Genomic DNA, 20,378 nt, shown 5'->3' on the forward strand with positions numbered 1-20,378 from the left:
GGGACGCCGAAGCGCAAGGACCCTTCGGATCCTTGCGCTTCGGAATCGATTCGTTGCTAGGCGATGAGAGCCGCGTTGCCGGCGACGATCGTCAGGTTGCTGCCCTCCATGGAGAGGAATCCGTCCTGCGCGTTCGCGAGCACCTTGGTGCCGTCGGCCTGCGTGATCCGGACCTGTCCCTCGGCGAGGATGGCCAGCACCGGCTCGTGACCGGTCATGAAGCCGATTTCGCCCTCGACGGTCTTCGCGACCACGAGGGTCGCTTCTCCCGTCCAGACCTCCGCGTCTGCGGAGACGAGGCTGACATGCAGTGCCATGATCAGCCGTTCTCCTTCTGGATCTGAGCCCACTTCTCTTCGACGTCGGCAATGCCACCGACGTTGAAGAAGGCCTGCTCGGCGACGTGGTCGAAGTCACCGCGAGTGATCGCGTCGAAGGACTCGATCGTCTCCTTCAGCGGGACGGTCGAACCCTCGACACCCGTGAACTTCTTGGCCATGTAGGTGTTCTGCGAGAGGAACTGCTGGATGCGACGTGCACGCGACACGACGATCTTGTCCTCTTCGGAGAGCTCGTCGACACCGAGGATGGCGATGATCTCCTGCAGTTCCTTGTTCTTCTGGAGGATCTGCTTGACCGTCGTGGCCACGCGGTAGTGGTCCTCGCCCAAGTACCGGGGGTCCATGATGCGCGACGTCGAGGTCAGCGGGTCGATCGCCGGGTACAGACCCTTCGACGCGATTTCACGCGAAAGCTCGGTGGTGGCGTCGAGGTGAGCGAACGTGGTCGCCGGAGCCGGGTCGGTGTAGTCGTCGGCCGGCACGTAGATCGCCTGCAGCGAGGTGATCGAGTGACCACGGGTCGACGTGATGCGCTCCTGGAGGACGCCCATCTCGTCGGCGAGGTTCGGCTGGTAACCCACGGCGGAGGGCATGCGACCCAGCAGCGTGGAGACCTCGGAACCGGCCTGCGTGAAGCGGAAGATGTTGTCGATGAAGAGCAGCACGTCCTGCTTCTGCACGTCGCGGAAGTACTCCGCCATCGTCAGAGCCGAGAGGGCCACGCGCAGACGCGTTCCCGGCGGCTCGTCCATCTGACCGAACACCAGGGCGGTCTTGTCGAAGACGCCCGCCTCTTCCATCTCGTGGATGAGGTCGTTGCCCTCACGGGTACGCTCGCCGACACCGGCGAACACCGACACACCACCGTGGTCCTGCGCGACGCGCTGGATCATCTCCTGGATGAGGACGGTCTTGCCGACACCGGCGCCACCGAACAGACCGATCTTTCCACCCAGCACATACGGGGTGAGAAGGTCGATCGACTTGATGCCGGTCTCGAACATCTGAGTCTTGGACTCAAGCTGGTCGAAGTTCGGCGCCTTGCGGTGGATCGGCCAGCGCTCGGTGACCTCGAGGACCTCACCGGGCTCGCCGTTGAGGACCTCGCCGATCACGTTGAAGACCTTGCCCTTGGTGACGTCGCCGACGGGGACCGAGATGGCCTCGCCGGTGTCGCGCACCTCCTGGCCGCGGACGATGCCGTCGGTCGGCTTCAGAGCGATGGCGCGGACCAGGTCGTCGCCGAGGTGCTGTGCGACCTCGAGCGTGATCTCGGTCGACTCTTCGCCGATCGTGATCGTGGTCTTCAGCGCGTTGTAGATTTCGGGGATCGAGTCGTGCGGGAACTCGATGTCGACAACCGGACCGTTGACGCGTGCGACGCGCCCGACGACCGCGGTCGCGGGCTTGTCAGCCGTAGCGGTGGGGGTCATTTCTCGTCTCTTTCCTGAGGTTCTATTTGCTCGATGAGAGTGCGTCGGCGCCGCCGACGATCTCCGCGATCTGCTGCGTGATCTCAGCCTGGCGCGCGTTGTTGCGCAGGCGGGTGTAGTCGGTGATGAGCTTGTCGGCGTTGTCGCTGGCGGACTTCATCGCCTTCTGCGTCGCTGCCTGCTTCGCCGCGGACGACTGCAGGAGGGCATTGAACACGCGGCTCTGGATGTACACCGGCAGGATCGCGTCCAGCACGGTCTCGGCATCCGGCTCGAACTCGTACAGCGGGTAGACAGTGCTCCCCGCCTCCGAGTCGTCGGCCTCCGTGATCTCCAGCGGAAGCAGGCGCACGGACTCCGGCGTCTGCGTCATCATGCTGACGAAACGGTTGTACACGAGGTGGATCTCGTCGACTCCGCCGCCGTCGCCACCGCGGGAGAAGGCGTCGAGCAGCGTGTGCGCGATCTCCTCCGCCGTGTGGAACGAGGGGGTGTCGGTGTCGCCGGTCCACTGCGCGGCCGCTGCGATGCGACGGAACTGGAAGTATCCGACCGCCTTGCGTCCGATGAGGTAGAACACCGGCTCCTTGCCCTGCTCGCGCAGGAGCTCGGCGACCTCGAGACCCTCACGGAGGATCTGCGAGTTGAACGCACCGGCGAGACCGCGATCCGACGAGAAGATGACAACCGCAGAGCGGCTGATGTTCTCCGGCTCCCGGGTGAGCGGGTGATCCACGTTCGAGTGGGTCGCGACGGCGGATACGGCACGCGTCACGGCTCGCGCGAAGGGGGTGGACGCTTTGACGCGTGCCATCGCCTTCTGGATGCGCGAAGCCGCGATGAGTTCCATCGCCTTCGTGATCTTCTTGGTCGTCTGGGCAGAAGAGATCTTCTGCTTGTAGACCCTGAGTTGAGCGCCCATGTTTTCAGTACCTCACGCGATTACGCGCGACGACCCTTGACGATCTTCTCCTGGTTGACGTCCTCCGCAGCCGCATACTCCTCGTGACCCGGGGCGCCGATGGCGTGTCCCTTGCCACCCTGGAACTCCAGGATGAAGGCATCCGTCTGCTTCGTGAGCTCCGCGACCGTGTCGTCGTCCAGGACGTTGGTCTCACGCAGCGTCTCGAGCACCTTGCTGTTGCGACGCAGGTGGTCGAGCAGCTCGCGCTCGAAGCGCAGAACGTCTTCGACCTCGATCGTGTCGAGCTTGCCGTTGGTTCCGGCCCAGATCGAGACGACCTGCTCCTCGACCGGGTACGGCGAGTACTGCGGCTGCTTGAGAAGCTCGGTCAGACGTGCACCGCGCGACAGCTGACGACGCGAAGCCGCATCGAGGTCGGAGGCGAACATCGCGAAGGCCTCGAGCGAGCGGTACTGCGCGAGCTCCAGCTTCAACGTTCCGGAGACCTTCTTGATCGACTTGACCTGAGCGTCACCACCGACGCGCGAGACCGAGATACCCACGTCGACCGCGGGACGCTGGTTGGCGTTGAAGAGGTCGGACTGCAGGAAGATCTGGCCGTCGGTGATCGAGATCACGTTGGTCGGGATGTATGCCGAGACGTCGTTCGCCTTGGTCTCGATGATCGGGAGACCCGTCATCGAGCCCGCACCGAGCTCGTCGGACAGCTTCGCGCAACGCTCCAGCAGACGGGAGTGCAGGTAGAACACGTCACCCGGGTAAGCCTCGCGGCCCGGCGGACGACGCAGGAGCAGCGAAACGGCGCGGTAGGCCTCTGCCTGCTTCGACAGGTCGTCGAAGATGATGAGGACGTGCTTGCCGCCGTACATCCAGTGCTGACCGATCGCCGAACCCGTGTAGGGGGCGAGGTACTTGAAGCCGGCGGGGTCTGATGCGGGAGCAGCCACGATCGTGGTGTACTCCAGGGCGCCGGCCTCTTCGAGCGCACCCTTCACCGAAGCGATGGTGGAGCCCTTCTGACCGATCGCGACGTAGATGCAGCGGACCTGCTTGTTGACGTCGCCCGACTCCCAGTTGTCCTTCTGGTTGATGATCGTGTCGATCGCGATGGCCGTCTTGCCGGTCTGGCGGTCGCCGATGATCAGCTGACGCTGACCGCGGCCGACGGGGATCATGGCGTCGATGGCCTTGATGCCGGTCTGCATCGGCTCGTGCACGGACTTGCGCTGCATCACACCGGGCGCCTGGAGCTCGAGCGCACGAATGCCCTCGGTCTCGATGGAGCCGAGGCCGTCGATCGGGTTGCCGAGCGGGTCGACAACGCGGCCGAGGTAGCCGTCACCGACCGGCACGGAGAGGACCTCACCGGTGCGGGTGACCTTCTGGCCGGCCTCGACGCCCTTGAAGTCGCCGAGGACGACGACGCCGATCTGGTGCTCGTCAAGGCTCAGCGCGAGACCCTTGGTGCCGTCGCCGAAGGTGACGAGCTCGTTCGCCATCACACCGGGCAGTCCTTCGACGTGCGCGATGCCGTCTGCCGCGTCGATGACGGTGCCGACCTCGGTCGCCGCGGCCCCGGAGGGCACGTACGCAGCGGCGAAGTCCTTCAGCGCGTCACGGATGACGTCGGGGCTGATCGATAGTTCTGCCATTGTCTTCCCTTTGTATTAGAGAGTCTGCGCGGTTCCCCGCGCGAAAATCGTGTTAGCCCGCGAGCTTCTGGCGAAGATCGGCGAGACGTGCGGCGATGCTGCCGTCGATGACGTCATCGGCGATCTGCACACGCAGGCCTCCGACGACGGTCGGGTCGATGACGACGTTGAGCGACACCCGGCCGTCGTAGCGACGCGAGAGAGCGTCACTCAGACGGGTCTGCTGGGCTGCGGTGAGCGCTTTCGCACTGTGCACCGTGGCCACAACGCGGCCGCGCTGGCTGGAGACGATGTTCATCGCCCGGCTCAGCAGCTGGCGCACGCGGCGTCCACGGGGCTGGCGGACCAGCGAGGCGACGATCAGTGCCGCGGGGGCGCTGGCGCCGTTCGCGAGCAGTCGATCGACGAGAGCGCCCTTGGCGTCCTCTCCCCCGAGCCGTCCGCCGAGCGCGAGCTCGAGCTCGGCGTTCGCCGCGATCACACGGGTGAAGGCGAACAGGTCGCCCTCGATGTCCGCGTTCGCGTCGGCGATCGCCGCTGCCCGGATTGCGAGCTCCTCGATGCCGTCGATGAGCTGGTCGGCGTTCGACCAGCGCTCAGCAACGGCGACCTTGAGGACGTCCCTCGTGTTCGCCGAGTACCCGCCGAACACCGCTGCGACGACGTTCTGTCGCGCCGCGACCGGAGCCGCGGGGTCGGCGAGCGCGCCGCTCAGGTGGGACGACTCGCCCACGGCACGTGCGGCGGCGAAGAGCTCCCGCGCGGTGTCGAGCGTGACGCCGGACGCTGCGGCAAGCGCCTGAGTGGATGCCGCGAGTGCCTGAGTGGTCGCGCTGCCCATTACTGAGCCGCCTTCTCGGATGCTTCGAGGTCGGCGAGGAAGCGGTCGACGACGGCCGTTGCACGTGCGTCGTCGGAGAGGGTCTCTCCGACCACGCCACCGGCGAGGTCGATCGCGAGCGTACCCACCTCGGAGCGGAGCGAGACGAGAGCGGCCTGGCGCTCTGCCTCGATCTGCGTGTGTGCGGTCGCGGTGATGCGAGCGGCTTCGCTCGACGCCGCATCCTTCGCCTCGGTGACGATCTTCTTGCCGTCCTCACGGGCGGCTTCGCGGATCTCACCGGCCTCGGTGCGCGCCTCAGCAAGCTGACGCGTGTACTCCTCGAGTGCCGCCTCCGCCTGCTTCTGCGCCTCGTCGGCCTTGGCGATGTTGCCCTCGATAGCGGCGGACCGCGCGTCGAGCAGCGCGTACATCTTGGGCAGTGCGACCTTCCACACCACGCCCAGGATGATGACGAAGCAGACGCCCGACCAGATGATGTCGTACCACTCGGGAATTAGCGGGTTGTGAGCCGCCTCTTCCGCTGCGGATGTGACAAGAGCGTTCAGCATCCTGTCTCCTTGTCGAGTTCGGCGGTCAGTTGGTGAAGATGAAGTACGTCGCGATGCCGATGAAGGCGAGCGCCTCGGTGAAGGCGATACCGATCCACATCAGGACCTGCAGGCGACCGGCGAGCTCGGGCTGACGGGCAACACCCTCGATCGTCTTGCCGACGACGATGCCCACGCCGATGGCGGGGCCAATGGCTGCGAGGCCGTAGCCGACAGTCGCGATGTTGCCGGAGATTTCAGCGAGAACCGTAGTTGCGTCCACGGGTTTTTCCTTTCGTTGGGAGGGAAGGCAGGTGTTGCCGACCCGCTCAGTGCTCTTCTGCGACCGCGAGCTGGATGTAGACCGCGGTGAGGATGGTGAAGACGTAAGCCTGCAGGAAGGCCACCAGGACCTCGAACAGGGTGAAGGCGAAGCCGAAGGCGAGAGTCCCGGCGCCGACGGCAATCCAGCCGTTGCCAAGTGTGAACACGAAGAACTGCGTCGCCGAGAAGAACAGCACCAGCATGAGGTGGCCGACGATCATGTTCATCAGGAGTCGAAGCGTCAGCGTCACCGGCCGGATGATGAACGTCGAGATGATCTCGAGCGGGGTGACGATGATGTAGAGGAACGGCGGCACGCCGGAGGGGAAGAGCGAGTTCTTGAAGAAGTTCTTCGGGCTCTTCTTAATGCCCGCATAGATGAACGTCACGTAGCTCACGGCCGCGAGCAGCAGCGGAACGGCGATGATGCTGGTTCCGGCGATGTTCAGGAACGGGATGATGCCCGTGAGGTTCATAAACAGGATCATGAAGAACAGCGTTGTGAGGATCGGCAGGAACCGACGGCCGTCCTTGCGTCCGAGCAAGTCTTCTGCGATGTTCACGCGGACGAAGTCGAGACCCATCTCGACGACGCTCTGGAAGCGGCCGGGGACGACTCGCATCCTCCGGGTGCCCAGCACGAGGAGGACTACCACGATCGCCGTCGCCAGGAATTGGATCAGGTGGATGCGATGGATGACCAGGTCGCCGATCTGGAAGACGGCATCTGGGAAGAACTCATCGATCGACGGTCCGTGGAACTCGCCGTCGTCGGAGGCAAGTCGGGGCATCATGGTCGCAGCAAGATTGAACAGCGCGGGCTCCAGCTTCGGGGCACCGGTCAAAACCGGGGCGACGATGGTCGGTGTGCTTCACAGCGCAAGCGCTCGCGGACGAGCGGCGGGCACGTGTCAACACTATCAGAATCTGAGGGTGACCTAAGACGCGGCGCCGCCGTCGGAGGGCCACTCCGGGGCGCCGGGTGCACGGTCCTCTGGGACCTCCGTCGGCAGCGACGCGTCGCTCACGATGGGCAGACGCATCCTCATCAGCACGATCGCGTCGATCACGAGCGACATCAGGACGCCGGCGACGATCGAGAGCAGGAAGACCGTCGGATGGATCCACGGCTGCCCGCTCACCAACACCATGATCAGGAAGAAGACGCCGAGCTTGAGCAGCCATCCGCCGAGCACGATCGCGAAGAAGAGCTGCACGTAGATCGGGTCTCCGTACCAGCGGTTGGCCACCAGGATGCTGATCGCCGTGATCGCGAGGAACAACGCTGCGAGGACGACGCCGAGCAGGCCGCTCACGAGGCCCTCGCCCTGCGCGAAGACGAAACCGAGTGCGCCGGCGATGACGGCGAGCACCGCCGTCGCGACACCCGACCAGATCAGGGTGCGGCGCAGGATCGGCGTGCTGGACACGGGGGTCGGGCTCATCAGGACTCCAGGGGTGACGGGTCGGGCTCGGCGGATGCGGTTGGCATCGCGCGGCGTGAGGGGATCAGGGTGATCACGAGGCAGGCACCGATGCCCACGACGCCGAAGGCGACACCGGGCAGATACTGCCCTGGCCAGTCCTCACGCGCGCCGACGTACATCAGCAGCACCGCCAGTGAGATCACCGCCGCCCACGCGTAGAAGATGAGCACGGCGTCGCGATCGCGATGCCCCAGATCGAGCATCCGGTGATGCAGGTGCTTGCGATCGGGAGAGAACGGGGACCTTCCGGCGCTCATCCTGCGGAGCACCGCGAGCCCGAAGTCGAGCAGCGGAAGCAGGACGACGAGCACCGGCAGCAGAATCGGAATGAACGCGCCGAGCAGCTGCGAACGCCCCAGCTGCTCCGGGTCGAGGGCAGAGGGATCCAACTGGCCGGTGAGCGCGATGGCGGACGTCGCCATCAGCAGACCCAGCACCAGCGCGCCGGAGTCGCCCATGAAGAGCTTGGCCGGGCTCCAGTTGAACGGCAGGAACCCGAGGCAGGCACCGATCAGGACAGCAGCGAGGAAGGATGCCAGGTTGAAGTAACTGGAGGCTCCGGTGTCTCTGGTGAGGATGTAGGAGTAGGCGAAGAACACGCCGTTCGAAATCAGGCAGACTCCGGCGACGAGGCCGTCGAGACCGTCGATGAAGTTCACCGCATTCATCACGATGACGATGGCGAACATCGTCATCGTGATGCTGAACCAGCTGGAGAAGACGATGATGTCGCCGAACGGCAACGAGAGGATCTGCAGTCCACCGCCGACGGTGATGACGCCGGCCGCGAGGAACTGCGCGCCCAGCTTGATCATCCAGTCCAGATCCCAGAGATCGTCGATCACGCCGATCACAGCGATCAGCAGGGAGGCGCCGAGGATCGCCCACATGGTCTGCGGGCGGACCCACATGGTGTCGAAGAACGGATTCGCCGCGGAGAATCCGATCGCCGCGGCGATGCCGAGGAAGATCGCGACACCGCCGAGTCGGGGTGTCGGCGTGGTGTGCACGTCACGCTCTCGGATCCCGGGGTACAGCTTGAAGCGCAGGCTCAGCCGCCAGACCGCCCAGGTCAGCGCGAATGTGATCGCTGCGGTCAGAATGATCGTGAAGAGGTACTGCTTCACGAATCCTCGTCCGAGGATGCGATCGGCTCCAGCAGGTCGCCGAGCACCTCGCTCAGCTGATCGCGGGTGACCACGCCGTCGCGGAGGATCCGCACCTGGCCCGTCTCGTCATCCGCGCCGCGTCGCACGAGGGAGGTCGCATCGACGATGGTCGAAGCGATGCCGTTCTTGCTCAGGCCGTCGGCGAGGTACACGGCGACGCTGTCGCCCAGCATCCGCTCGGCGTCGTACGCCGAGATCGCTGCGTCCTTGCCGGTGAGGTTCGCGCTGGAGACAGCCATCGGGCCGGTCTCGGCGAGCAGCTCCAAGGCGACGCGCCCCTCTGGCATGCGCACGGCGACCGTGCCCAGCGTCTCACCGAGGTCCCAGACCAGCGAAGGCTGCGCGGGCAGCACGATCGTCAGGCCTCCGGGCCAGAACGCATCGACCAGCTTCTGGACCGCCTCAGGGACTTCTTCGACCAGGGCGTTCAGCGTCTCCTTCGTGCCGATCAGCACCGGTGGCGGCGCATCACGGCCGCGACCCTTCGCGTCGAGCAGCCGTTGCACGGCCGCCGGGGAGAACGCGTCAGCGGCCACGCCGTAGACGGTGTCGGTGGGCATCACGATGAGTTCGCCGCGACCGATCGCCTGGCGCGCATGGCGCATGCCGGTGAGCAGTTGCGCCGCGTCGGTGCAGTCGAAGATGGAAGACATGACCACTCGATTCTAGTTGGGAGTTCCTGGATGAGTAGGCGCCGGGACTCAGGCCCGCAGGGCGGTCGTCGCACGGTCGCGCTGTGTGAGGTCGCGATGCGTCGCTGCGGCGCGCCACCCGTCGGTGGTGAGGATGTCTCGGATGGCCTCGCCCTGCAGCTCGCCGTGCTCGATCACGAGGAGCCCGCCGGGCATGAGGAGCTGCCGGGCGCGGATGCTGAGCACTCGGACGATGTCCAGCCCGTCCGCCCCGCCGTACAGGGCCAGAGCGGGATCGAACAGACGGACTTCGGGATCGCGCGGCACGGCGGCATCCGGAACATACGGAGGGTTCGAGATCACGACCACCGCCGTTCCCTCGAGCTCTGTGAACGCATCTGCGAGGTCCGCGTGCACCAGCGTCAGATTGGCGATTCCCGCGGTGTTGCGCTGGGCCCAGGCGTGAGCGTCTGCGGAGATCTCGGCGGCGAAGATCCTGGCGTGCGGCACCTCGGTGGCCATCGCCAGCGCGATCGCCCCGCTGCCGGTGCCGAGATCGATGCCGATAGGTTCCGGATCCGCGGCGTTCAACAGCGCGTCGATGGCGTACTGGACGACGATCTCGGTCTCGGGCCGCGGCACGAACACTCCCGGCCCGACGGCGAGTTCCAGATGACGGAACGGCGCCGTCCCGGTGAGATGCTGCAGCGGCTCGCGCCGTGCGCGCCGGGACACGAGGTCATCGAGCGCCGCCGCGGCCTCCTCGCTCACCCCGTCGCCGCGGATGATCGCCGCCTGCACTTCACCCCGGCGCAGCTGGAGGACGTGCGCGGCCAGCAGTTCCGTGTCGATCAGAGGATCCGGAACGCCCGCGTCGGCGAGGCGCTGCGCGGCGGCTCGCACGAGCGCAGCGAGAGAGGATTCGGGCATGGGTTCCAGCGTAGAGCGCAATTCGCCGTCACATTGGCCGTCGGACAAGGGCGCTCACCTAGGCTGGTGCCGCAGAGTCCCGTCTAGGAAAGGCCCTTCATGCCCGGCATCCACGCAGACATCACCACCGCGTTCGGAAACACTCCCCTGGTCCGTCTGAATCGGGTCACCGAGGGCCTGGGTGCGACGGTGCTCGCGAAACTCGAGTTCTTCAACCCGGGTTCCAGCGTCAAGGACCGTCTCGGCATCGCGATCATCAACGCGGCTGAAGAGGCAGGCACGCTCGCGCCCGGCGGGACGATCATCGAAGCCACCAGCGGCAACACCGGCATCGCGCTCTCGCTCGTCGGCGCAGCGCGCGGCTACACGGTGATCCTCACGATGCCCTCGTCGATGTCGAAGGAGCGCCGTGTGCTGCTCAAGGCGTTCGGCGCGCAGCTCGTCCTCACCGACCCGACGCTCGGAATGAAGGGCGCCATCGCCGAGGCCGAGCGCATCGCCGCCGAGACCCCTGGCGCGATCCTCGCCCGTCAGTTCGAGAATCAGGCCAACGCTGAGATCCACCGTCGCACCACAGCTGAGGAGATCTGGCGCGACACCGACGGCGACGTCGACATCTTCGTGGCCGGAATCGGCACCGGCGGGACCATCACCGGCGTCGGCCAGGTGCTCAAGCAGCGCAACCCCGACCTCAAGGTGATCGCCGTCGAGCCCACCGCGTCGCCGCTGCTCTCGCAGGGCACGCCCGGCCCTGCCAAGATCCAGGGCATCGGCCCGAACTTCGTTCCCCCGATCCTCGACACGACCGTGTACGACGAAGTGGTCACCGTCGAGTTCGAGGACGCGATCTCGACCGCTCGTGCCCTCGCGGCGAAGGAAGGCCTGCTGGTCGGCATCTCCAGCGGTGCGGCCGCATGGGCCGCACTCGCCGTCGCCGCACGCCCGGAGAACGCCGGAAAGAAGATCGTCGTGATCATCCCCGACACGGGCGAGCGCTACCTGTCGACCGCGCTGTTCGAGGACATCCGCGAGGACTGATGAGCGCCATCTCGCGAATGCGCGAGGATCTCGCAGCGGCCAAGCGAGATCCCGCTGCTCGCTCGAGCCTGGAGATCGCTCTGCTCTATCCCGGGCTCCACGCGACCTGGGCGTACCGTGCCTGGCACTGGCTCTGGACGCACCGGGCGCGCTTCGTCGCCCGACTGGGGTCCCAGGCCACCCGCTGGCTGACCGGCATCGAGATCCACCCCGGCGCGCAGATCGGTCGGCGGTTCTTCATCGATCACGGCATGGGCGTGGTGATCGGAGAGACGGCCGAGATCGGCGATGACGTGATGCTGTATCACGGGGTCACCCTCGGCGGTCGCACCCGAGACTCCGGCAAACGGCACCCGACGCTCGGTGACGGCGTGGCCGTCGGCGCCGGCGCGAAGATCCTCGGCCCCATCACGATCGGCGCCGGCTCCGTCGTCGGCGCGAACGCCGTCGTGACGAAGGATGCACCGGCGGACAGCATCCTGGTCGGTGTGCCGGCCAAGCCGCGCCAGCGAGTCGTCGGCGAGGACACCCGAGCTGTGCTCACCGCCCCCGATTTCTCGGACTACTCGATCTGAGAGCGCTCAGCGCGAGCGTGTGCCGCGGGCTTCCTTCTTGAGGAAGATCATCGGCAGCAGAATCGTGCCGAGAGCGGTGACCAGCCAGACGATCACGGACCCCAGGATCCAGCCCGAGACATCGACGATCCGCAGGCCCCCGATCGGCAGCAGCACGACGACGACCAGGGCGATCAGCGTCGAGAAGATGCCGATCCCGCCGAGCAGCACCGGAGCGAAGCGGTCGGCCAGCTTGCTGATCAGCGGGCCCAGAATGGTCTGCAGGATCGCGAAGATCACGATGCAGATGACGAAACCCCACCATTTCGACCAGTCGATCTGGAAGCCCTCGAGCGCGAGGTCGGCGACGATGAGGCCGAGGCCGGCCGACACGAGATAGATGAGCGTGCGGAACAGGTGCGTGATCACGCGGCGAGCCTAGCGCTCCGCATGCGAACCTCGCAGAAGGACGCGCGGTCCGGCGTCAGGAGCCGACGGCGGCGAGGCGAGCCTCTTCGTCGGCCTGGATCGCGCTCTCGATGATCGGCTCCAGTGCACCGTCCATCACCTGGTCGAGGTTGTAGGCCTTGAATCCGGTGCGGTGATCGGCGATGCGGTTCTCCGGGAAGTTGTACGTCCGGATGCGCTCGGAGCGGTCCATCGTGCGGATCTGCGACTTGCGCGCGTCGGATGCCACTGCATCCAGCTCCTCCTGCTGCCGAGCCAGCAAGCGGGCGCGCAGTACGCGCATGCCGGCCTCTCGGTTCTGCAGCTGCGACTTCTCGTTCTGCATCGATACGACGATGCCGGTCGGTAGGTGCGTGATGCGCACCGCCGAGTCCGTGGTGTTCACGGACTGGCCGCCCGGTCCGGAGGAGCGGAACACGTCGATCTTGAGATCGTTCTGGTTGATCTCGATCTCGTCGGGCTCGTCGACCTCGGGGAAGACCAGCACTCCGGTGGTCGAGGTGTGGATGCGTCCCTGCGACTCGGTGGCGGGCACCCGCTGCACACGGTGCACGCCGCCCTCGTACTTGAGGTGCGCCCAGACCCCCTGCGCCGGATCGGTCGATGATCCCTTGATCGCGATCTGGACGTCCTTGTAGCCGCCGAGGTCGGATTCGTTCCGCTCGAGCAGCTCGGTCTTCCAGCCCTTGGATGCCGCGTACTGGATGTACATCCGGAGCAGATCGGCGGCGAACAGTGCCGATTCGGCGCCGCCCTCCCCCGCCTTGATCTCCATGATCACGTCGCGCGCGTCATCAGGGTCGCGCGGGATGAGCAGTCGCCGCAGCCGCTCGTGCGCGGCCTGGAGACCCGCCTCGAGAGACGGCACCTCCTCGGCGAACGCCTCGTCTTCCTTGGCGAACTCGCGCGCAGCATCCAGATCATCCGTCGCCGCCACCCACGCGTCGTAGGCCGCGACGATCCGGCTCAGCTCCGCGTAGCGGCGGTTGACCCGCTTGGCTCGCGCAGCGTCGGCGTGCACCGCCGGGTCGGAGAGCTCCTCCTGGACCCGGCGATGCTCGTCGATGAGAGTCTGGACGGACTCGAACACGTCAGCTCAGCGGATGTTGTTGTCGTGGCTGTGACCACCGGCGGTCGGAGCCGGCATCGACTTCTGCATCTGGATGAGGAACTCGACGTTCGAGTGCGTCTCCTTCAGCTTGCCGAGCACGACCTCGAGGGCCTGCTGCTGGTCGAGGCCCGCAAGGGCACGACGCAGCTTCCACGTGATCTTGACCTCGTCGACCGAGAGCAGCATCTCCTCGCGGCGGGTGCTCGACGCGTTGACGTCGACAGCCGGGAAGATCCGCTTGTCAGCGAGCGAGCGCGAGAGGCGCAGTTCGCTGTTGCCTGTGCCCTTGAACTCCTCGAAGATGACCTCGTCCATCTTGGACCCGGTCTCGACGAGCGCGGTGGCGATGATCGTGAGCGATCCGCCGTTCTCGATGTTGCGTGCGGCACCGAAGAAGCGCTTCGGCGGGTACAGAGCGGACGCATCGACACCGCCGGTGAGCACCCGGCCGGAGGCGGGAGCTGCGAGGTTGTACGCACGGCCCAGACGCGTGATCGAGTCGAGCAGCACGACGACGTCGCGACCCAGCTCGACGAGGCGCTTGGCGCGCTCGATGGCGAGCTCGGCGACCGTGGTGTGGTCCTCGGCGGGGCGGTCGAAGGTCGAGGCGATGACCTCGCCCTTCACCGAACGCTCCATGTCGGTGACCTCTTCGGGGCGCTCGTCGACGAGCACGACCATGAGGTGGACCTCGGGGTTGTTCTGCGCGATCGCGTTGGCGATCTGCTGCAGGACGATCGTCTTGCCTGCCTTCGGCGGCGCCACGATGAGACCGCGCTGCCCCTTGCCGATCGGGGCGACGAGGTCGATGATGCGCTGGGTGAGCTTCTCGGGCGCCGTCTCCAGGCGCAGACGCTCCTGCGGGTACAGCGGGGTGAGCTTGCCGAACTCGACGCGGGTCGCGGCGTCGTCGACGGACAGACCGTTGATGGAGTCGACCTTCACCAGGGCGTTGTACTTCTGGCGACCCGGCTGCTCGCCCTCGCGGGGCTGCTTGATGGAGCCGACGATCGCGTCGCCCTTGCGCAGGTTGTACTTCTTCACCTGTCCGAGGGAGACGTAGACGTCACTGGGGCCGGCGAGGTAGCCGGTGGTGCGGACGAATGCGTAGTTGTCGAGCACGTCGAGGATGCCGGCGATCGGGATGAGGACGTCGTCCTCGCCGATCTCCGTGTCGAACTCGTCGGTGGGCTCGCCGCCGCGGCGCTTGTTGCGCTGGCGGTTGCGGCTGTTCGCGGACTGCTCGGTCTCGGCGGGAGCGGGCTGCTGCTGCTGCTCCTGCGGGGTACCGTTCTGACCACGTCCGCGGTTGCGGCTGCGGTTGCGGCCACGGCCACGGCCGTTCTGCTCGTCGCCGCCATCGGCGTTCTCGGATGAGCCGTCGCCGTTCGCCGGCGCGGTCTCCGCCGGAGCGGATGCAGGCTGCTCTGCGGCCGGAGCCTCGGCAGGAGCCTCCTGCGCCGGCTTCGCGGTGCGGCGTCCGCGACCGGTGGTCTTCGGGGCGGCATCGGCGGCCGGCTTCGCGGCCGGCTCAGCGGGAGCCTCTGCCGGCGCGGCAGGTGCCTCGACCGCAGCGGCCGGAGCATCCGTCGCCTCGGCATCCGCCTTCTTGGCGCGGCTGCGACGCGGCGCCTTCGCCTTGGGTGCGGCTTCTGCCGTCTCGGCTGGAGCGGCAGGAGCCTGCTCGGGTGCCGGCGCGTCTGCGGGTGCAGCGGCTGCTGCTGCCGCCTTCTCGGCCTTCGCCGCCGCAGTGGCGGTCGATGCGCGGCGCGGTGCGCGCTTGCGAGCCGGTGCGGCCGAAGCCGCGTCAGTGCTCACGGCTGCTGCCGGAGCTTCGGCGGCCGAAGTCGCCTGGTCGTTCTGGGTACCGGAGAAGTTCTCCACGAGTACTCCCTCATATGTCATGGGAAATGAGCGTTGTACGCACACAACGGGTGCTGCGCGCGATCGCACGGGCAGACGCTCAGCGTCCGCCAGCCGTGGCCATGAGGCCTTTGGGTTCACGTGCGGGTCATGCAGATTGCATTGGGGCCAGATTCACGTAGTTACGTGGAGCCCTCCGCTCGAATCCCCACTGTACCACCACGCACGTCGACCGCGAGCAGGAGGGCCTCCCACGGGGTGTCTGTGACGGAACCCGCGAGCTCGACGGCATCCTGTCGGCTGCCTGAGCCGTCTGCGAGGACGAGCACGCTCGGCCCCGCGCCGGAGACCACTGCCGCGAAGCCCGCACGTCGCAGCGCCTGCACGAGTCGCTGCGTCTCGGGCATCGCTTCGGCACGGTAGTCCTGATGCAGGCGGTCCGCCGTCGCATCGAACAGGAGCTCAGGGCTCTGCGTGAGCGCGGCGATCAGCAGCGCGGAGCGCGAGACGTTGAAGACGGCGTCTTCTCGGGACACCTGCGGCGGCTGCAGCGACCGGGCGAGCGACGTCGACATCGTGTACGCGGGCACGAGCACGAGCGGCGAGACACCGCGATGCACGAGCAGCTTCTTGTGCTGGGCGCCGCGCTCACCCATCCACGCGATCGTGAGACCGCCGAACAGCGCCGGCGCGACGTTGTCCGGATGGCCCTCCATCTCGGTGGCCAGACGCAGCAGATCATCATCGCTGATCTCGACGTCGCCGGCGAGCAGTCCCTTCGCCGCGAGCACACCTGCGGCCACGGCCGCGCCGGACGAGCCGAGGCCGCGACCGTGCGGGACCCCGTTCTCCGCGACGATGCGCAGACCCGGCATCGGACGCTCCACGTCGGCGTAGACGTGGGCGACGGTGCGGACGATGAGGTTGGAATCGTCGCGAGAGATCTCGTCGGCGCCGGAACCGGACACCTCGATCTCGAGCGCGCCGGCGGGCAGCGCCGTCACGAGGAGCGAGTCGTAGACGCTGAGCGCCAGGCCCAGCGTGTCGAAGCCCGGTCCGAGGTTCGCGCTCGTCGCCGGGACCCGCACCTCGACGGTGCGTCCCGCTGCCACGGTCACTCGCCTTCCACGCGCAGGACGGAGACCACGCGCTCGACGACGGAGCTCTCGGAGAGAGCCGTGACGGTGTCGCTGAGAGCCTGGTCGGTCGCGCGGTGCGTGCCGATGGTGAGACGCGCGGTCGGCTCGTCCTCACCCTCCACGGTCTGCACGACGGTGGCGACGGAGACGCCGCCGTCGCTGAGGATGCCGGCGACGGTGGCGAGCACGCCGGGCGCATCGGCCACTTCGAGCGTGATCTGGTAACGAGTGGTGACGTGCCCGATCGGCACGATCGGGAGGTTGGCCCTGGTGGACTCCCCGACGCCGACTCCGCCGGCGATGTGGCGGCGTGCCGCGGAGACGACGTCGCCCAGCACCGCGGATGCGGTCTGCACGCCACCGGCGCCGGCGCCGTAGAACATCAAGGAGCCCGCGGCCTCGGCCTCGACGAAGACGGCGTTGTTCGCGCCGTGCACGGAAGCGAGCGGATGCGACCGCGGAACAAGCGCGGGATAGACGCGCACCGAGATCGACTCGGCACCCTCGGACTCCAGCCGCTCGCAGACGGCGAGGAGCTTGATGACGAATCCGGCGGCACGCGCCTCTTCGATCATCGAGGCGGAGATCGAGGAGATGCCCTCCCGATGCACGGCATCCAGGGGAACGGCGGTGTGGAAGGCGAGGCTCGCGAGGATCGCCGCCTTCTGCGCGGCATCGTAGCCTTCGACGTCGGCTGTGGGATCGGCCTCGGCGTAGCCCAGCCGCTGAGCGTCGGCGAGCACGTCGGCGAAGTCGGCCCCCTCGGTCTCCATCCGGTCGAGGATGTAGTTGGTGGTGCCGTTCACGATGCCCATGATCCGTACGACGCGATCACCGGCGAGCGAGTCGCGCAGCGGTCGGATGATCGGGATCGCTCCCGCAGCGGCGGCCTCGTAGTACACCGAGGCGCCGACGCGGTCGGCTGCTTCGAAGAGCTCTGGTCCATGTGTGGCGAGCAGCGCTTTGTTCGCCGTCACCACATCGGCGCCGGAACCGATCGCCTGCAGGATGTTCGTGCGCGCCGGCTCGATGCCGCCGATCAACTCGATGACGATGTCGGCGCTGAGGATGAGCGACTCCGCGTCGGTGGTGAACAGCTCCTGCGGCAGGTCCACCTCACGAGGGGCATCCGGGTTGCGCACGGCGATACCGGCCAGTTCCAGGAAGGCTCCGGCGCGGTCGGCGAGCTCGTCGCCGTGTCGCAGCAGCAGGGCCGCGACCTGGGAGCCCACGGCACCGGCGCCCAGCAGCGCCACCCGAAGTCGTCGGTACTCAGTCATTGTGCTCCTTCGGAGATTTCTTCTGCATGAACGCCCGCGTCTCGTGCCAGGAGATCGTCGATGCTCTCGCCTCGGACGATCACGGTGGCCTTCCCGCCGCGTACGGCGATCACGGGCGGACGTGGAACGTGGTTGTAGTTGCTCGCCAACGACGCGCAGTACGCGCCGGTCGCCGGGACCGCGAGCAGGTCGCCGGGTGTGACGTCTCCCGGAAGGTACTCGTGGTCGACGACGATGTCACCCGATTCGCAGTGCTTGCCGACGACGCGGGTGAGCAACGCTTCGCCGACGCCCGCGCGCGATGCCAGGCGCGCCGAGTACTGCGCACCGTAGAGGGCCGGCCGTGCGTTATCGCTCATGCCGCCGTCGACGCTCACGTACAGCCGGGCGGCGCCCGACTCGACAGTGACGTCCTTCGTCGTTCCGACCTCGTAGAGGGTGACCCCTGCCGTGCCGACGATCGCGCGTCCTGGTTCGAAGGCCAGAGCGGGCACGGGGATGCCGCGAGCGGCGCACCCTTCGGCAACGGCAGCGACGATGCCCGCTGCGAGTTCCGCGATCGGCGTCGGGTCGTCGACCCGCGTGTAGGCGATGCCGAAGCCGCCACCGAGGTTCAGCTGCGGAACCGGGCCGGCGGCGAGGAGCGCGGCATGGAGTTCGAGCACGCGGGAGGCGGACTCGCGGAACCCGGCCACTCCGAAGATCTGCGATCCGATGTGGCAGTGCAGTCCGACGAACTCCAGGCCGGAGATCTCACGGATGCGGGCGACGGCCTTCTCGGCATCAGGCAGCGGGAAGCCGAACTTCTGATCCTCGTGCGCGGTCGCGAGGAAATCATGGGTCTCGGCATGCACACCGCTGATCACGCGGACCATGACGCGCTGGACGCGGTCGGTACGCGCGGTGATGGCTGCGAGGCGCTCGATCTCGATGGCGCTGTCGACGATGATCGTGCCGACGCCGACCTCGACCGCGCGTTCGAGCTCGGAGACGGACTTGTTGTTGCCGTGGAAGCCGATGGATGACGGAGTCACCCCTGCGGCGAGCGCGACCTCGAGTTCGCCACGAGTGCAGACGTCGACCGACAGCCCCTCTTCGACGACCCACCGGGCCACCGCGGTGCACAGGAACGCCTTACCCGCGTAGTACACCCGCACTGTCGTGTCGTGCTCCGCTGCAGCCGCATCGAAAGCCGCGCGCAGCGCACGGGCTCGCAGGCGTACCTCGTCTTCGTCGAGGACGAGCAGCGGCGTGCCGTACTTCTGAGTGAGGGTGGTGGAGCGAATGCCGGAGAGGATCAGCGTCCCGTCGGCGTCGCGGGCTGCGGATACCGGCCAAACGCCCTCTGCGAGGTCGTTCGCGTCGTCGGGCACGACGAGCCAGTCCGGCGCGAGCGGGTTGGCAGGGGAAAGCACAGAGCACCAATCGTCGGACGGAGCGCGTCACGGGATCGCGCACTTCGAGGTTGCCCCCGATTCTATGGCACCGGCAGAAGCGCTTCCCTCACGGTGACGCCTCGCGTCAAGCCCCCTGCGACAGCCGCTCCGCGACTCCTAGGCTGAGCGGTGATGAACACCGAATCGCGCGCTCCGTCATCCTCGTCGCCCGGACTCATTCCGCGGACGACCGCCGCCGTCGTCCGCTGGGCGCTCGCACGCAAGCCGGTGCGGGCGGTGCTCCTCTACATCGAGCGGCACGGACCGATGCTCGCAGACAGCATCACGTACCGCACGCTGTTCAGTGTCTTCGCCGCGGTGCTGCTCGGCTTCTCGATCGCGTCGCTCTGGCTCTCGGGAAACGAAGTCGCGTGGAACGCGATCGTGAACGCCGTGAGCTCGGCCGTTCCCGGGCTGTTCGGCGAGGACGGGGTCATCGATCCGGAGGAGCTCCGTCGGGCGCCGCTCGGATTCTCGTTGACGGGAATCGTCTCCCTGATCGCATTGGTCGGTGCTGCTCTCGGCGCGATCGGCTCGCTCAGGACGGGGATCAGGGCGCTCGCCGACACGCTCGATGACGATGTGCTCTGGATCTGGGTGATCCTTCGCAACATCACGCTCGCTCTCGGCATCGCCGCATCCTTCGTGGCAGCTGCCTTCCTGACATTCTCCGGCCGCCTCGCTGTCGACTGGGTCACTGGAGTACTCGGAGTCCCCGCGGACTCCGACCTTGCCGGGTGGGGCGTCAGGGCGGTGTCGATGCTGGTGGTCTTCCTGCTCGACGTCGCCATGATCGCCGGTGTCTTCCTGGTGCTGTCCGGGGTTCGCCCCTCAGCACGCGCCCTCTGGCCCGGCGCTCTGCTGGGTGGGGCCGGAATGCTCGTGCTCCAGGAGCTTTCCGGCCTCTTCGTCCGTGGCGCATCAGCCAACCCGCTTCTGGCGTCGTTCGCGTCGCTGCTCGCACTGCTGATCTGGTTCAACCTCACCGCACAGGTGACGCTATTGTCCTGCGCGTACATCATCACCGGCGTCGAGGAGGAGCGCGACCGCGTTCATGAACGCTTCGGTGCGCAGACGTTCGCGCAGCGCGGGGTGCAGCGGGCCGAGCGCGCTGTCGGATTGGCCACAGCGACGTTGCGCGCGGCGCAGAAGGCCGAACGCGCCGAACGCGCAGGCATGCACGTCGAAACCGGCTCCGATGGAGAACGTCCGTGACGCAGGCGCG

At 67.1% G+C, this 20,378-nt stretch carries 21 protein-coding genes; 3 read left to right on the forward strand and 18 right to left on the reverse strand.

What is annotated here, in order from left to right; translation table 11 throughout:
- Positions 1 to 56 precede the first annotated feature (56 nt).
- From MRBLWO13_RS16570 to prmC, 12 genes are all read right to left on the reverse strand, one after another.
- On the reverse strand, positions 57 to 317 hold the full coding sequence (locus MRBLWO13_RS16570) for a F0F1 ATP synthase subunit epsilon (RefSeq protein ID WP_341975182.1): 261 nt from the start codon (positions 315 to 317) through the stop codon (positions 57 to 59).
- 2 nt (positions 318 to 319) lie between these two features.
- On the reverse strand, positions 320 to 1,774 hold the full coding sequence (gene atpD, locus MRBLWO13_RS16575) for a F0F1 ATP synthase subunit beta (RefSeq protein ID WP_341975183.1): 1,455 nt from the start codon (positions 1,772 to 1,774) through the stop codon (positions 320 to 322).
- Between the two features lie 22 nt (positions 1,775 to 1,796).
- The gene (locus tag MRBLWO13_RS16580) at positions 1,797 to 2,696 is read right to left on the reverse strand and encodes a F0F1 ATP synthase subunit gamma (RefSeq protein ID WP_341975184.1); all 900 of its coding nucleotides are present in this window, start codon (positions 2,694 to 2,696) and stop codon (positions 1,797 to 1,799) included.
- A 20-nt stretch (positions 2,697 to 2,716) separates the two neighbouring features.
- A complete protein-coding gene (atpA, locus tag MRBLWO13_RS16585) occupies positions 2,717 to 4,351 on the reverse strand; it encodes a F0F1 ATP synthase subunit alpha (protein ID WP_341975185.1) in 1,635 nt (544 codons plus the stop codon).
- Between the two features lie 52 nt (positions 4,352 to 4,403).
- Complete coding sequence (locus MRBLWO13_RS16590) at positions 4,404 to 5,192, reverse strand: F0F1 ATP synthase subunit delta (RefSeq protein ID WP_341975186.1); 789 nt, start codon at positions 5,190 to 5,192, stop codon at positions 4,404 to 4,406.
- Positions 5,192 to 5,743, reverse strand: a complete 552-nt coding sequence (locus tag MRBLWO13_RS16595) for a F0F1 ATP synthase subunit B (RefSeq protein ID WP_341975187.1) — start codon at positions 5,741 to 5,743, stop codon at positions 5,192 to 5,194. The genes MRBLWO13_RS16590 and MRBLWO13_RS16595 overlap by 1 nt, the downstream gene beginning before the upstream one ends.
- Before the next feature lie 25 nt (positions 5,744 to 5,768).
- Positions 5,769 to 6,005: an ATP synthase F0 subunit C gene (atpE, locus tag MRBLWO13_RS16600; protein WP_341975188.1), complete on the reverse strand. Its 237-nt coding sequence runs from the start codon at positions 6,003 to 6,005 to the stop codon at positions 5,769 to 5,771.
- 46 nt (positions 6,006 to 6,051) lie between these two features.
- A complete protein-coding gene (gene atpB / locus MRBLWO13_RS16605) occupies positions 6,052 to 6,840 on the reverse strand; it encodes a F0F1 ATP synthase subunit A (RefSeq protein ID WP_341975189.1) in 789 nt (262 codons plus the stop codon).
- Between the two features lie 144 nt (positions 6,841 to 6,984).
- A complete protein-coding gene (locus MRBLWO13_RS16610; protein WP_341975190.1) occupies positions 6,985 to 7,491 on the reverse strand; it encodes a hypothetical protein in 507 nt (168 codons plus the stop codon).
- Entirely contained in the window at positions 7,491 to 8,660 is a 1,170-nt protein-coding gene (locus MRBLWO13_RS16615; RefSeq protein WP_341975191.1) for an MraY family glycosyltransferase, read from the reverse strand. The genes MRBLWO13_RS16610 and MRBLWO13_RS16615 overlap by 1 nt, the downstream gene beginning before the upstream one ends.
- Positions 8,657 to 9,355: an L-threonylcarbamoyladenylate synthase gene (locus MRBLWO13_RS16620; RefSeq protein WP_341975192.1), complete on the reverse strand. Its 699-nt coding sequence runs from the start codon at positions 9,353 to 9,355 to the stop codon at positions 8,657 to 8,659. The genes MRBLWO13_RS16615 and MRBLWO13_RS16620 overlap by 4 nt, the downstream gene beginning before the upstream one ends.
- A gap of 48 nt (positions 9,356 to 9,403) precedes the next feature.
- Positions 9,404 to 10,264, reverse strand: coding sequence for a peptide chain release factor N(5)-glutamine methyltransferase (gene prmC, locus MRBLWO13_RS16625; protein ID WP_341975193.1), 861 nt, complete (start codon positions 10,262 to 10,264; stop codon positions 9,404 to 9,406).
- Positions 10,265 to 10,363: 99 nt separating this feature from the next.
- Here prmC and cysK point away from each other — a divergent pair, with 99 nt between their 5' ends.
- Both cysK and epsC read left to right on the forward strand, forming a co-directional pair.
- Positions 10,364 to 11,302 (forward strand): cysteine synthase A, encoded by a 939-nt coding sequence (cysK, locus tag MRBLWO13_RS16630; protein WP_341975194.1) that lies wholly within the window; start codon positions 10,364 to 10,366, stop codon positions 11,300 to 11,302.
- Entirely contained in the window at positions 11,302 to 11,877 is a 576-nt protein-coding gene (gene epsC / locus MRBLWO13_RS16635; RefSeq protein ID WP_341975195.1) for a serine O-acetyltransferase EpsC, read from the forward strand. Before cysK ends, epsC begins: the two co-directional genes overlap by 1 nt.
- A 6-nt stretch (positions 11,878 to 11,883) precedes the next feature.
- On the opposite strand, the gene MRBLWO13_RS16640 is transcribed toward epsC, so the two are convergent.
- From MRBLWO13_RS16640 to lysA, 6 genes are all read right to left on the reverse strand, one after another.
- The gene (locus MRBLWO13_RS16640; RefSeq protein ID WP_341975196.1) at positions 11,884 to 12,285 is read right to left on the reverse strand and encodes a hypothetical protein; all 402 of its coding nucleotides are present in this window, start codon (positions 12,283 to 12,285) and stop codon (positions 11,884 to 11,886) included.
- A gap of 55 nt (positions 12,286 to 12,340) precedes the next feature.
- Complete coding sequence (prfA, locus tag MRBLWO13_RS16645; RefSeq protein WP_341975197.1) at positions 12,341 to 13,414, reverse strand: peptide chain release factor 1; 1,074 nt, start codon at positions 13,412 to 13,414, stop codon at positions 12,341 to 12,343.
- 6 nt (positions 13,415 to 13,420) lie between these two features.
- The gene (gene rho / locus MRBLWO13_RS16650) at positions 13,421 to 15,340 is read right to left on the reverse strand and encodes a transcription termination factor Rho (RefSeq protein ID WP_341975198.1); all 1,920 of its coding nucleotides are present in this window, start codon (positions 15,338 to 15,340) and stop codon (positions 13,421 to 13,423) included.
- 140 nt (positions 15,341 to 15,480) lie between these two features.
- Complete coding sequence (gene thrB, locus MRBLWO13_RS16655) at positions 15,481 to 16,416, reverse strand: homoserine kinase (protein ID WP_341975199.1); 936 nt, start codon at positions 16,414 to 16,416, stop codon at positions 15,481 to 15,483.
- Positions 16,413 to 17,717 carry a homoserine dehydrogenase gene (locus MRBLWO13_RS16660; protein ID WP_341975200.1) on the reverse strand — a complete coding sequence of 435 codons (1,305 nt, stop codon included), beginning with the start codon at positions 17,715 to 17,717 and terminating at the stop codon, positions 16,413 to 16,415. Before MRBLWO13_RS16660 ends, thrB begins: the two co-directional genes overlap by 4 nt.
- Positions 17,714 to 19,132 (reverse strand): diaminopimelate decarboxylase, encoded by a 1,419-nt coding sequence (lysA, locus tag MRBLWO13_RS16665; protein WP_341975202.1) that lies wholly within the window; start codon positions 19,130 to 19,132, stop codon positions 17,714 to 17,716. Before lysA ends, MRBLWO13_RS16660 begins: the two co-directional genes overlap by 4 nt.
- 153 nt (positions 19,133 to 19,285) lie before the next feature.
- Here lysA and MRBLWO13_RS16670 point away from each other — a divergent pair, with 153 nt between their 5' ends.
- A complete protein-coding gene (locus MRBLWO13_RS16670) occupies positions 19,286 to 20,368 on the forward strand; it encodes a YihY/virulence factor BrkB family protein (protein ID WP_341975203.1) in 1,083 nt (360 codons plus the stop codon).
- The last annotated feature ends 10 nt before the right edge of the window (positions 20,369 to 20,378 follow it).

The sequence above is a fragment of the Microbacterium sp. LWO13-1.2 genome (genome assembly GCF_038397725.1).
In the GTDB taxonomy this organism is placed as follows: Bacteria; Actinomycetota; Actinomycetes; order Actinomycetales; family Microbacteriaceae; genus Microbacterium.

Coding starts and splice junctions, on each gene's coding strand:
- atpB (WP_341975189.1), bottom strand. CDS start 6,840: ATGATGCCCCGACTTGCCTCCGACGACGGCGAGTTCCACGGACCGTCG.
- prmC (WP_341975193.1), bottom strand. CDS start 10,264: ATGCCCGAATCCTCTCTCGCTGCGCTCGTGCGAGCCGCCGCGCAGCGC.
- rho (WP_341975198.1), bottom strand. CDS start 15,340: ATGACATATGAGGGAGTACTCGTGGAGAACTTCTCCGGTACCCAGAAC.
- cysK (WP_341975194.1), top strand. CDS start 10,364: ATGCCCGGCATCCACGCAGACATCACCACCGCGTTCGGAAACACTCCC.
- MRBLWO13_RS16620 (WP_341975192.1), bottom strand. CDS start 9,355: ATGTCTTCCATCTTCGACTGCACCGACGCGGCGCAACTGCTCACCGGC.
- MRBLWO13_RS16580 (WP_341975184.1), bottom strand. CDS start 2,696: ATGGGCGCTCAACTCAGGGTCTACAAGCAGAAGATCTCTTCTGCCCAG.
- MRBLWO13_RS16670 (WP_341975203.1), top strand. CDS start 19,286: ATGAACACCGAATCGCGCGCTCCGTCATCCTCGTCGCCCGGACTCATT.
- MRBLWO13_RS16590 (WP_341975186.1), bottom strand. CDS start 5,192: ATGGGCAGCGCGACCACTCAGGCACTCGCGGCATCCACTCAGGCGCTT.
- epsC (WP_341975195.1), top strand. CDS start 11,302: ATGAGCGCCATCTCGCGAATGCGCGAGGATCTCGCAGCGGCCAAGCGA.
- MRBLWO13_RS16660 (WP_341975200.1), bottom strand. CDS start 17,717: ATGACTGAGTACCGACGACTTCGGGTGGCGCTGCTGGGCGCCGGTGCC.
- atpD (WP_341975183.1), bottom strand. CDS start 1,774: ATGACCCCCACCGCTACGGCTGACAAGCCCGCGACCGCGGTCGTCGGG.
- MRBLWO13_RS16610 (WP_341975190.1), bottom strand. CDS start 7,491: ATGAGCCCGACCCCCGTGTCCAGCACGCCGATCCTGCGCCGCACCCTG.
- atpA (WP_341975185.1), bottom strand. CDS start 4,351: ATGGCAGAACTATCGATCAGCCCCGACGTCATCCGTGACGCGCTGAAG.
- MRBLWO13_RS16570 (WP_341975182.1), bottom strand. CDS start 317: ATGGCACTGCATGTCAGCCTCGTCTCCGCAGACGCGGAGGTCTGGACG.
- MRBLWO13_RS16595 (WP_341975187.1), bottom strand. CDS start 5,743: ATGCTGAACGCTCTTGTCACATCCGCAGCGGAAGAGGCGGCTCACAAC.